At 59.3% G+C, this 11,744-nt stretch carries 9 protein-coding genes; all 9 read right to left on the reverse strand.

Annotated features, from left to right (window positions below):
• Positions 1-12: 12 nt before the first annotated feature.
• The 9 genes from ACQ4MY_RS24745 to ACQ4MY_RS24785 all read right to left on the reverse strand — a co-directional run bounded on the left by ACQ4MY_RS24745 (position 13) and on the right by ACQ4MY_RS24785 (position 11,627).
• Entirely contained in the window at positions 13-1,551 is a 1,539-nt protein-coding gene (locus ACQ4MY_RS24745; RefSeq protein WP_008080343.1) for an MFS transporter, read from the reverse strand.
• A gap of 191 nt (positions 1,552-1,742) precedes the next feature.
• Entirely contained in the window at positions 1,743-2,660 is a 918-nt protein-coding gene (locus tag ACQ4MY_RS24750) for a LysR family transcriptional regulator (RefSeq protein WP_008080355.1), read from the reverse strand.
• Positions 2,661-2,721: 61 nt separating this feature from the next.
• On the reverse strand, positions 2,722-3,543 hold the full coding sequence (locus tag ACQ4MY_RS24755; protein WP_440096768.1) for a hypothetical protein: 822 nt from the start codon (positions 3,541-3,543) through the stop codon (positions 2,722-2,724).
• Positions 3,544-3,708: 165 nt separating this feature from the next.
• The gene (locus ACQ4MY_RS24760) at positions 3,709-4,575 is read right to left on the reverse strand and encodes an ABC transporter permease (protein WP_440096769.1); all 867 of its coding nucleotides are present in this window, start codon (positions 4,573-4,575) and stop codon (positions 3,709-3,711) included.
• Positions 4,576-4,595: 20 nt separating this feature from the next.
• Positions 4,596-5,456 carry an ABC transporter ATP-binding protein gene (locus ACQ4MY_RS24765; RefSeq protein WP_440096771.1) on the reverse strand — a complete coding sequence of 287 codons (861 nt, stop codon included), beginning with the start codon at positions 5,454-5,456 and terminating at the stop codon, positions 4,596-4,598.
• Positions 5,457-5,478: 22 nt separating this feature from the next.
• Positions 5,479-6,375 carry a TauD/TfdA dioxygenase family protein gene (locus ACQ4MY_RS24770; protein ID WP_440096772.1) on the reverse strand — a complete coding sequence of 299 codons (897 nt, stop codon included), beginning with the start codon at positions 6,373-6,375 and terminating at the stop codon, positions 5,479-5,481.
• 352 nt (positions 6,376-6,727) lie between these two features.
• Entirely contained in the window at positions 6,728-8,095 is a 1,368-nt protein-coding gene (locus ACQ4MY_RS24775) for an HlyD family type I secretion periplasmic adaptor subunit (RefSeq protein WP_440096773.1), read from the reverse strand.
• A complete protein-coding gene (locus ACQ4MY_RS24780; protein ID WP_440096774.1) occupies positions 8,085-10,241 on the reverse strand; it encodes a type I secretion system permease/ATPase in 2,157 nt (718 codons plus the stop codon). Before ACQ4MY_RS24780 ends, ACQ4MY_RS24775 begins: the two co-directional genes overlap by 11 nt.
• Positions 10,242-10,274: 33 nt before the next feature.
• On the reverse strand, positions 10,275-11,627 hold the full coding sequence (locus ACQ4MY_RS24785; RefSeq protein WP_440096775.1) for a TolC family outer membrane protein: 1,353 nt from the start codon (positions 11,625-11,627) through the stop codon (positions 10,275-10,277).
• Positions 11,628-11,744: the final 117 nt, after the last annotated feature.

Below are 11,744 nucleotides of genomic sequence, written 5' to 3' on the forward strand. Positions count from 1 at the left end.
TCAGTGAAGCAATCAGGTCGGCGCGCGTGGCGGAAAGATCCGCGTCGGCAGCCAGAAAATCAGCAGGATCAGCGCCACTGCGACGCCAGCCATGCACACATAGAGATCGGAAGAAGTCAGCACCACAGCCTGTTCGTGCAGGCGATGGGCGAGGCCCGGATCGCTGTGATCGGCCAGCGGCGAATTACCGAGGTTGTCGACCAACATGGTCGAGTGGAAATGCAGACGCGCGGTGGTCAGCGCTTCGATCACCCCGGTAGCGACCACGGCCGCCAAGCCTTTCACCGTGTTGAACCACGCCGAGGCGAACGGCCCGTCCTGCGGCTGGATGCTGCCGGTGGACAACATCAACAGCGGCAACACCGACATCGGTTGACCGAAGATCTGCAGCCATTGCAGGACGTAGAAATTGTCGCGAATCCATTCAGAAGTCAGCAGCGATCCGCCCAGGCAGGACAACGTCAACATGCTCAAACCGATGCCAAGCACCCAGCGGCAGTCGACCCAGCGCAGGTTGCACAACGCTGCCACCATCGGCAGCGCAATCAGTTGCGGCAATGCAGCGATCAGCATGATCGGGGCAGTCTGCGCCGGCCGATAACCCTGCACCTGCGCCAGATAACTCGACGGAATCAACACCACCGCCTGCAGAACTATCAGCACCCCGGCCAGGGTCATCAAGGCGAACGACAGGTTGCGGATACCGAGCATCTGCAACTTGAAAAACGGAATCGGCTGCGACCATTCATTGATCAGGAACGCCACCAACAGCAGCGAGCCGGCACCGAGCAATCCACAGATCAGGCTCGACTCGAACCAGTCCAGTCGATTGCCCTGCAACAGACCGATCACCAGCATGCAGATCGCCGGAAAACCCAGCAGCAGGCCTTTCCAGTTGAACGACTTGAGGCGCTCCAGGCGCAGCGGATCCTGCGGCAAGCCATACGCGACGGCGGCCATGGCAATCAGGCACGGCACGATGATTTGCCAGAACGTCCACTGCCAGCCGACGTATTCAGTCCACAAACCGGCCAGCGGCGTACCGAGGCCCGGGCCGAATGTCGCCGTCAATGCATAGCCGGCCAAGCCGTACAGTTTGATGTTCGCTGGCAAAAAGCGCAGGGCGACGGTCATCAGCATCGGCGGCAATGCGCCGCCGGCCAGACCTTGCAGGATGCGCATCAGCAGCAGGCTTTCGTAGTTCGGTGCGAACGGGCACAGCACGCCGAGCAAGGTGAACAAGCCGATCGCGCAGAGGGTGAAGCGGCGCAACGAGAAGGTCACCGAGCACCACGGCGCGAAGGCCATGGCCGCGACTGAGGTGGCGGTGTAGCTGGCGACCAGCCAAGTGCCTTCGTCGTAGCCGATGTGCAACGCACCGCGAATGTCGGCCAGGGCAACCTTGGTGACCATCTCGTTGAGGCCCGACACCAATACCGCCAGCAGCACGCCGACCAGGCCGATGATGATCCGCGCCCCGAACACCGGTGGCGTCGCCGCCTTCGCCGGGCTGGCCGCAGCGATGGACGCTGCCGCCGTCAGGGATGTCATGAATACACACTCCGGAGGGAAAAATACCGGAGCATCTTAGTCGGGCTTGGCAATGACGAAAATTGACTTATTGGCAGCTTATAAGTGCGCCAGACGCAATCATTAAAAGCAAAAGATCGCAGCCTGCGGCAGCTCCTACAGGGATATGTATTTCAATGTAGGAGCTGCCGCAGGCTGCGATCTTTTGATCTTCAGGGTTGTGCCGCCAGCCACGTCTCGTCGCAGCAGGCCTTGAGTGTCTCTCGCAACCAGCGGTGCGCCGGATCTTTATCAAAGCGCGGATGCCAGGCCTGAGTCAGCATCAACGTCGGCAACGGGATTGGCAGGTCGAACGAACGCAGCTTCAGCCCGAGCCGGCGGACGCTGAGCAGCGCCTCTTTAGGTACGGGCAAGATCAGATCGGAATCAGGCAAAGCAAACATCGCCGCATGGAAACTCGGCGCGATGACCGCCACCCGCCGCTCCAGGCCCAACGCGTTCAGCGCGGTATCAATCGGGCCACGGGCGATACCGCGTCGCGACATGCTGATGTGCGAAAACCCGGCGTAGCGTTCGGCGGTAATTTCGCCATCGAGCAACGGATGATCTTCACGGACCAAGCCAACGAAATGCGTGGAAAACAGGTTCTGCACTTTCACTTCCGGGGAGACCGGGCGAGTGTTGCTGACGCTCAGGTCGATGCGCCCTTCACGCAGCGCTTCATCATCGCCATCACCCTCCGGGACGAAACGCAGCTCGCAATGCGGCGCCAGTTGATCCAGCGTGTCGAACAGCTTGCCGCCATATACGCCAATGAAAAAGTCATTGGCGCGAATGCTGAAACGCCGGCGCAACGTGCCCAACTCCACAGCATCGGCCGAGCGAAACAGCAACGCAGCCTGCTCGACCACGTCGCGCACCTGTTCGCGCAACTCCAGCGCCTTGGGGGTTGGCACCAGGCCGCGGCCGGCGCGCACCAGAATCGGGTCGCCGATGGCTTCACGGATTCGCGTCAGGGTGCGGCTCATGGCGGCCGGGCTGAGGTTCATCCGCCGCGCGGCGCCGACCACACTGCCCTCGTCGAGCAACGCGTCAAGGGCGACCAGAAGGTTCATGTCCGGGAGTTGCATGCTGAGCACTCTTGGCTGATCTGGATTGATCCAGACACAATGCTAACAGAGGGATGAGCTCTCAGTTGTTGATCGGCTTAATTTCAAAATGCAATTCGTTGATGCGCTCTGCGAGAGGATCAGTGGTCTTGGCTATCCCTGGCACACAGTCTTTTAGCTCAAGACTTTCCTTACCTGGAAGCGTCACTTCTTGCATGATGTCAGCAACACGAGGTCCAAAATAGATGAAAGTTTCCGGAATAATCTCTGCAATTGAGATACGGCGCTGCTCCGGCCCCACAAACAAAACGTGGTACTGCTTCGGATCAACTCCTGCGCAATTGAAATTCGAACTGAAATCAGCCGCATGGGCGACTCTGTACAGGATCTGTAGACGCTTGGTCTCCGAGAAAAAATGGTCTACGTAAAACGCACTCATGCCTGTCATGAAACAAATCAGAGCGGCAGAAAAAATCACTGCTAATGGATTTTTATGTGTCTCGGACCAAAACTCGCTGTCTCGTACTTTGAGGACAAGATAGAACGCCGCGACAACCGCCCCTACAACCAGGGGCCAAAATAGGAAAATCATCAGTTGAATAACAGTACCGGCCACTAACGTCATAGGAAGGGCCGACGCATCAAAGGGAAAAATACTGTTGATATCACTTACCGCCTTCATCCTGGCAAAGTAGGTGGCTGCACCAAGGAGTATCGTCCAGAAGAAAGCGGAGACTGCGTAATTACCGAAGTGTCTCAGAATCTTTTGTTCGATCAGAATTACGACGCCAAATATGGCCGCGATCATCGAAGCGCACGTTAAAGCCAAAACCCAACCCGGTGTCAGCAGGTCATTTGAGGATATGAAGAGGCTTGCAACAAAAAGAAAAAACGACAGCGACAAAACCCAACCTACAACATTGGGTTTACATGTATTCGCGTTCGATTCAGACCCTTCTCTAGCCAAAGAAAAAATTCCTTTTTCATTGTGGATTTCAATGCCCCTTTAACGGCCCCCTGCCACAAAACTTAAGCATTGAAATACCAACATAAAACAAGCCTGAATCAATCAGCGCTGCATCCCCCAACGCTTCACGGTCACGCGTTCCAGCGTGTCGAACACCAGATTCTCCACCAGCAACCCGATCAGAATCACCACCGCCAACCCGGCAAACACCTTGTCGGTGTACAGCTCGTTGCGATTCTGGAAGATGTACCAGCCCAGCCCACCCTTGCCACTGGTCGCGCCAAACACCAACTCCGCCGCGATCAACGTGCGCCAGGCGAACGCCCAGCCAATTTTCAACCCGGCCAGAATCGACGGCAGCGCCGCCGGGATCAGGATGAACAACACCAGCCGCAAACCCTTCAAACCGTAATTGCGCCCAGCCATGCGCAGCGTTTCGGAAACCCCGAGAAACCCTGCATAAGTGTTCAACGCCAGCGCCCACAACACCGAATGCACCAACACGAAAATCAGGCTGTTCTGCCCCAGACCAAACCACAGCAGCGCCAAGGGCAACAGGGCAATCGCCGGCAGCGGGTTGAACATCGAGGTCATCGTGCTCAGCAGATCGCGGCCCAACTGCGTCGACACCGCCAAGGTGGTCAAGGCAAACGCCAGCACAATGCCAATCAGATAACCCTTGATCAGCACCACCAACGAGATCCACACCTTGGCCAGCAGTTCACCGCTGAGCACACCATCGAACAGCGCATGGCTGGTCTGCAGGAAACTCGGCAGCATCAGGTCGTTGTTCTGAATCCGCGCGACCACTTCCCACACGACAGCGAGCACAATCAGGATCAGACTTTTACGCAACCAGCCCTGTTGCCACAGCCGCGTGCCGAGCGACAGCTCTCGCTCGACCGGCACTTCAGTCAGCGGCTCTAAAACAATTTCAAATTCTTCACGCACAGATGATGAATGGCTCATCGGGTAGTCCTCCTGGCCGCTCAATAGGCGATGCGAATGTCGTTGAAGTCGTGGTCACGCTCGGTTTCCGGCGACTGGCCTTCATCGAACAGCAAACGATGAATGCGCCGCGCCGATTCCTGAAACGACACGCCGCCGAGGCTGTGCAGATCGTATTGATGACTGTGCACTTCGGCGCGCACCCGCCCCGGATGTGGCGACAGCAAAAGGATGCGATTGCCGACTACCAACGCCTCTTCAATCGAGTGCGTGACGAACAACAAGGTGAAGCGCACTTCTTCCCAAAGCAGCAGCAATTCTTCCTGCATCTTGCGGCGGGTCAGCGCATCGAGTGCGGCGAACGGTTCGTCCATCAAGAGGATTTTCGGCTGCATCGCCAACGCCCGGGCAATCGCCACCCGTGCTTTCATGCCGCCGGACAAGGTGTGCGGATAGGCATCGGCGAACGCCGCCAGGCCGACCTTTTCCAGATAGTGCAGCGCACGCTCTTCGGCCTCTTTTTTCTTCAGCGTGCGCGAGGCCAGCAGCGGAAACATCACGTTCTGTTTGACGGTTTTCCACGGTGGCAGTTGATCGAATTCCTGAAACACCACAATCCGGTCTGGCCCCGGCGCGTCGACGCGCTGGCCTTGCAGACGGATCTCGCCTTCACATGGCTGAATGAACCCGGCGACCGCTTTGAGCAAGGTGGATTTGCCGCAGCCGGACGGGCCGAGCAGCACGTAGCGATCGGCCGGGTCGATTTCAAAACTGACTTGGTGAGTGGCGCGCACCACACGTTGCGGCGTGCGGTATTCGAGGCTGACGTGATCGACGGCCAGCAGCGCTTCGCTGCGGGCGACCGGGTTGCTGGCCGCGTGGCCTGGCAAGGGAGCGTTCATGATGTGATCAATCTCCGGCGAATCAGAAAGGCGCGTCGCCCTGAATGGTCGTGCGATACAGCTTGCGGCGCAGGTACGCGGGGCAGCCGGCGGCAAGGTGAATCAGCGAACGGTTGTCCCAGAACACCAGGTCGTGGGGCTGCCACTGATGGCGGTAGATGTTTTGCGGCAGCACGCTGTGGGCGTAGAGCTCGCTCAGCAGTTGCTGGCTCTCGTCATCCGGCAGGCCGACGATGCGCGTGGTGAAACCCTCGCTGACGAACAGCGCCTTGCGGCCGTTTTCCGGGTGCGTGCGCACCACCGGGTGCACCACTTCCGCGACCTGGGCGAGTTGCTCCGGGGTCAGGGTCGGGCGCCAGTTGCCTTCGAATTTGGTCTCGCTGTAACGCGCCGTGTAGGAGTGCGCGGCGCTGCGGCCTTCGACCGCTTTGCGCAACGCTTCGGGCAAGTTGTCCCAGGCTTTGTGCATGTCGGCGAACAGCGTGTCGCCGCCCTCCTCTGGCAACTCCTGTGCGTGAAGCATCGAGCCGAGGCTTGGCAGCGCTTTATAGGAGAGGTCGGAGTGCCAGAATTTGCCGGCATCGCCGAGGCCGATGTTCTGGCCGTTTTCGATGATGTTGGAAACGATGAGGATTTCCGGGTGGTCGGCCAGCAGGAACTGCTTGAGCACATGGATCTGCAACACACCGAAGCGGCGGCTGAAGTCGATCTGCTGTTGCGGGGTGATTTGCTGGTTGCGGAACACCACGACGTGGTGATCCAGGTGCGCGCGATGGATGCGCGCAAAGTCCTGATCATTGATCGGCCGGGTGAGGTCAAGGCCAATGATCTCGGCGCCAACGGCACCGCTGAAGGGACGAATCTCGAAGGTTTGCGGCGCGGCGGTCGCGACGCCAGGGGAAGCAGTAGCTGCGGACATCTTTCCATCTCCCACGCACGGCGCGCTCACGGGCGCGCTCGTCGATCAGACACTCACGCTGGATTGCGTGTTGGTTCAGGTCGTGCGGCGCGCCGATTGGTCGGCAGGTACGCAGGGGGATGACTTTATAGCTATAAGAACGGGAGATTAAATACCGTTAATGAATAACGATATGGCGGAATGGACTGGATGGTGAGTGACGGTTTTTGTCACTTCCTGACAGAGATGCAGTGTTTCGGCTGCCGCCATCGCGAGCAGGCTCACTCCTACAGGGATCACATTCCATCTGGAGAAATGCGGTTACTGTAGGAGCGAGCCTGCTCGCGAAGAGGCCACCAGCCGCGCTGCAAATCTAGCGTTCGTGCAACGCCTCAGCCCGCGCGCGGATGATCGGTTTGAGCAGGTAGCTCAACACCGACTTCTTGCCGGTGATGATGTCCACCGAAGCGACCATCCCCGGGATGATCAGCAATGGCTTCTCGTCCGTGCCGAGGTGGCTGCGTTCAGTGCGCACCTTGATGATGTAGTACGTGGTTTTCTTGTCTTCGTCGGTGATGGTATCGGCACCGATCTGCTCCAGCTGGGCCTTCAGCCCGCCGTAAATGGTGTAGTCGTACGCGGTGAATTTGACGATCGCTTCCTGCCCCGGGTGCAGGAACGCAATGTCCTGCGGACGGATCTTCGCTTCGACCAGCAAGGTGTCATCCAGCGGTACGATTTCGACCATGTCGCTGCCCGGCTGGATCACGCCGCCGATGGTGTTGACCAGCAACTTGTTGACGATACCGCGCACCGGCGATGTCACCAGCGTACGGCTGACGCGGTCTTCCAGCGCCTTGCCGGTGGCGCTGGCCTTATTCAGGTCGGTGCGCGCTTCGTTGAGTTGGGTCAGCGCTTCGCTGCGGAATTTGCCGCGCGTTTCGTCGATCTTGCGCTGCACTTCCTTGATCGCCGATTCGGCACGCGGTATCGCCAGCGTCGTTGCATCGAGCTGACCACGGGTTTCCACCTCGGCACGCTTGAGACGCAAGACTTCCACCGGGGACACCGCACCCTGCGCCACCAGCGGCTCGGACATGTTGATTTCCTGACGCTGCAAGCCGAGTTGCTGACGATACTGCGCTTGCTTGGAAGCGAATTCGCGCAGCTCTTGCTGACGCTGAATCAACTGCTCCTGCAAACCACCGATCTCGTCGTGCAACTGCTGACGGCGGCTGATGTACAGCGACTCTTCGCTTTTCGCCTGTCCCGGCACAGCCTTGAGCACGTCCTCGGGGAAATTCAGCGGGCGATCATCGACCTCGGCGCTCAGACGCTCAACGCGCAGCAGCATCGACAGACGATCGGCCTCGGTTTCGCCGACGTTGGAAGCAAATCGCGTGTCGTCGAGACGAATCAGCGGTGCGCCGGCTTCGACGATCTGGCCTTCCTTGACGAACAGTTCAGAGACGATCCCGCCCTCAAGGTTCTGGATTTTCTGAATCTTCGACGACGGAATCGCCTTGCCGTCGCCCTTGGTCACTTCGTCGATCACGGCGAAGTTGGCCCAGAGCATGAGGAAGACGAAGAAGCCGATGATCGCCCAGATGGTCAGGCGCACGACGCGCGGGGCGTCCTCGATCAGCGCCTTGTTGACCTCCGGCAGTGGCTGGCCCTGCAACGATGCCGAGCCCTTGAAGTAGCGACGGATCGAATCCTTGAAACCCGACTTAAGCAACACTGATCTGCCCCTTCTTCAACGCTTCCATCACGGCGGCTTTCGGGCCATCGGCGAGAATTTGTCCACGGTCGATCACCAGCAGACGATCGACCAGCGACAACAGTGAAGCCCGGTGCGTGACCAGCACCACGGTCTTGTTTTCGATCACGGCGGCGAGGCGTTGCTTGAGGCGTTCTTCACCGGTGTTGTCCATCGCGCTGGTGGGTTCATCCATCAACAGGATCGGCGGATTGAGCAATAGCGCTCGGGCCAGCGCGACGTTTTGTCGTTGGCCACCGGACAGATTCTGCCCGCGCTCACCGACTTGCAGCTCATAGCCTTGCGGGTGCAGACGGGCGAACTCGTGGACGCCGGCCAGTTCGGCGGCTTGCAGCACCAACTCGTCTTCTACATAGCGTGCGCCGGAGACCAGGTTGTCACGCAGGGTGCCGGCCAGCAGCTGGATGTCTTGCGGCACGTAGCCAATGTTGTAGCGCAGTTCGCTGACGTCGATCTGGCGGATGTCCACACCGTCGACCAACAGCGCGCCGTCGTCCGGCTGATACAGGCCCACCAGCAGTTTGGCCAGCGAGCTTTTGCCCGAGCCGCTGCGGCCGATGATGCCGATTTTTTCGCCGGGACGGATCACCAGGTTAATGTTCTTCAGCGCCGGGTTCTGTTGTTCCGGGTAGGTGAAGTTGAGCTGGCGGCACTCGATCGCGCCCTGCAACACCTTGCGGCTCAGCGGACGCTCTTCGAAATTGCGCTCTTGCGGCAGCTCCATCATTTGATCGACCGAAGTCATGGTCACCCGCGCCTGTTGATAGCGCGTGAGCAGACCGGACAGCGAGGCCAACGGGCTCAGCGCGCGACCGCTGAGCATGTAGCAGGCAATCAGACCGCCCATGCTCAAGTGACCATCAATGATCTGGTACACGCCGAAGACGATCATGATCACCCCGGCCAGTTGCTGGATCAGCAAGGTGATGTTCATCGCCAGGCCGGAGAGCATTTTCACCCGCAGTTCGAGGCGGCTGAGGGTGCCGATGGTCTGCTCCCACTGGTACTGACGCTCGCTCTCGGCGTTGTTGACCTTGACCGCATCGAGGCCGGCGAGGGTTTCGATCAGGCTCGATTGACGCTCGGCGCCGAGGGCCATGGTGCGTTCCATGGTTGCCACCAGCGGTTTCTGCAACGCGTAGCCGATGGCCAGGGCAATCGGGAACGCCAACACCGGAATCCACACCAGATGCCCGCCGAGAATGGCGATGACAATAAAGATGAGGATGGTGAACGGCAGATCGATCAGGCTGGTCAGGGTCAGCGAGGCGAGGAAGTCGCGCAGGCTCTGAAACTCGTGGATGTTTTGCGCAAAGCTGCCGACCCGCGCCGGGCGGTATTTCATCGCCATGCCGACGATGCGTTCGAACAATGTGGCGGAGATGATCAGGTCGGTTTTCTTCCCGGCCAGATCCAGGCACAGGCTGCGCAGGCTCTTGAGGATCAGGTCGAAAATGTAGGCGCCGGTGATGCCGAGTGCCAGCACCCACAACGTCGCTTCGGCCTGGTTCGGCACCACGCGGTCGTAGACGTTCATCACGAACAGCGGCGCGGCCATGGCAATGATGTTGATCAGGAAACTCGCGGCAATCGCATCGGCGTACAGCCAGCGCGAACGCTTGAGGGTGTCGCGGAACCACGAGCGTGCGCGCGGAATCAGCGTGCCGTGGTTGACGTCGAATTTGTGTTGCGGCTGGGCGAAGAAGACTTTGCCGGTGTAGTCGTCGACGAGCAGTTCGCGGCTGACGATGGACTCGCCGCCGTCAGTTTCACTGAGCAACACCCGCGCTTCATTGTCACCCTGCCAGCCGAGCAGGACGGCGCTGCGGCCATCCTTGAGCAGCAGCAACGCGGGCATGGCGATCGCCGGAATTTCTTCCAGTTTGCGCTGCAGCACTCGACCTTGCAGGCCGGCGCGAGCCGCCGCGCGGGGCAGCAACTCGACACTCAAGCGTTGTTTGGGCAGCGGCAGGCCGGTGGTCAACATCGCCGCGCTGGCAGGCTTCTGGTGCAGCATGCAAAGGGCGAGCAGACCGTCCAGTAACGGATCGTCGTGCAACGCGCGTGGATCATGACTGAGATGAACTCGACTGACTTCTGATTCCACGCTCGACACTCTTAACAGTTGAAAAGGGACAACTCAATTCATCCCAGGCAGCTGGACCTTGGGCTTCACGTCGTTCTGCACAACGGATGCCAACGGTGCGACCACTCCCTGGCTTCTGAGCAATTCGCCCATGGTCGCCTTGATTCGGTACTGAGTAAATAACTGAATGTTTTTGATGTCAGCCAGACGCCGCGACGCGGTGAACAACTCGTTTTCGCTGTCGAGCAAATCGAGCAGGGTGCGTTCGCCGAGGCTGAACTGACGCTGGTAAGCGGTGCGCACGGCGGTGCTGTGATCAACGTATTGCTGCGCGATCGGCACCTGCGCGTTCGCATTGTTCAAGGCGTTCCAGGCCAGGCCCAGCTCTTCGTTCAACTGGCGCAGGGCGTTGTTGCGGATGTCCAGCGCCTGGTTCGACAGGTACGACTTGGATTCCAGATCGGCCTTGTTGCTGCCGCCCGAATAGAGGTTGAAGCGCATGCGCAGCATGGCTTGCCACTCGTTGTTGTGACCGTTCTGGCCATCGAGGTCGTTATCGGCGGTGCGGCCCAGTTCGGCGTCGAAACGTGGGTAGAAGGTCGACTTGGCGGTTTCGTACTGCTTCTCGGCGGCGGCGATATCGGACTCGGCCGAACGCAGGATCGGGCTGTTTTCCAGCATCTGCGTACGCGCTTCATTGAGGTTGGCCGGCATCATCGCGATGAACGGCGCCGGACGCTCGAGTTGATCGGGCATCTGGCCGACGGCGCTGAGGAAGTTGGTTTCCGAGTCCGCAAGGTTGGTCTGCTCGGTGATCAGGTTGTTGCGCGCCTGAGCCATCCGCGCTTCGGCCTGATCGAGGTCGGCACCGCTGCCGACGCCGCGCTGGGTGCGCAACTGGATCTGGTCGTAGATGCGCTGGTGGCTCTTGAGGTTTTCTTCGGCCAGACGCACGAATTCGCGACGGGTCAGCACGTCCAGGTAGACCTGGGCAACGGTCAGCGCGGTGCGCTCGGAAGTGCCGAGCAAGGAATAAGCGCGGGAGTTGACGGTGGCTTGTTGACGCCCGACCTCGCTGGACGTGGCAAAACCGTCAAAAACCATTTGCGAGAGACGTAAACTTGACTCGCTGCGGTTCAGGGTTTCCCAGTGGTTGTTGTTACCGGCGGCACGGGTGGTGACGCTGTCGGTGCCTTCACGGCCATAACCGCCGAGCAGATCGACCTTGGGCAGGTATCCCCCTTTCGCTGCCTTTAATTGATAATCCGCGGCCAAACGACTGTTGACCCCTGCCTGGATTTCCGGATGGACATCCAATGCCTGTTGCATGGCTTCTGGTAAGGATTGTGCTTGTACAAAAGAGGCGGCGAGAGCGAAAGGTACAGCCAGAAACAGGGGCGAACGCATGGTAGGAATTTCCCAGAACTTCTTGTCTTGAATCACAGCAAAACGTGGCGCTGCGTCGGATGATGGCAACCAGATTGACCGTATGTCGGAAAGTTCAAAACAGGAACTGGATCACAC

This window comes from Pseudomonas sp. SM4, assembly GCF_051913165.1.
Taxonomy (GTDB): domain Bacteria; phylum Pseudomonadota; class Gammaproteobacteria; order Pseudomonadales; family Pseudomonadaceae; genus Aquipseudomonas.

Bases quoted from the DNA above. Each gene is read 5' to 3' on its own strand.
- ACQ4MY_RS24745 (WP_008080343.1), bottom strand. From the start codon at position 1,551: ATGACATCCCTGACGGCGGCAGCGTCCATCGCTGCGGCCAGCCCGGCG.
- ACQ4MY_RS24770 (WP_440096772.1), bottom strand. From the start codon at position 6,375: ATGTCCGCAGCTACTGCTTCCCCTGGCGTCGCGACCGCCGCGCCGCAA.
- ACQ4MY_RS24785 (WP_440096775.1), bottom strand. From the start codon at position 11,627: ATGCGTTCGCCCCTGTTTCTGGCTGTACCTTTCGCTCTCGCCGCCTCT.
- ACQ4MY_RS24750 (WP_008080355.1), bottom strand. From the start codon at position 2,660: ATGCAACTCCCGGACATGAACCTTCTGGTCGCCCTTGACGCGTTGCTC.
- ACQ4MY_RS24760 (WP_440096769.1), bottom strand. From the start codon at position 4,575: ATGAGCCATTCATCATCTGTGCGTGAAGAATTTGAAATTGTTTTAGAG.
- ACQ4MY_RS24765 (WP_440096771.1), bottom strand. From the start codon at position 5,456: ATGAACGCTCCCTTGCCAGGCCACGCGGCCAGCAACCCGGTCGCCCGC.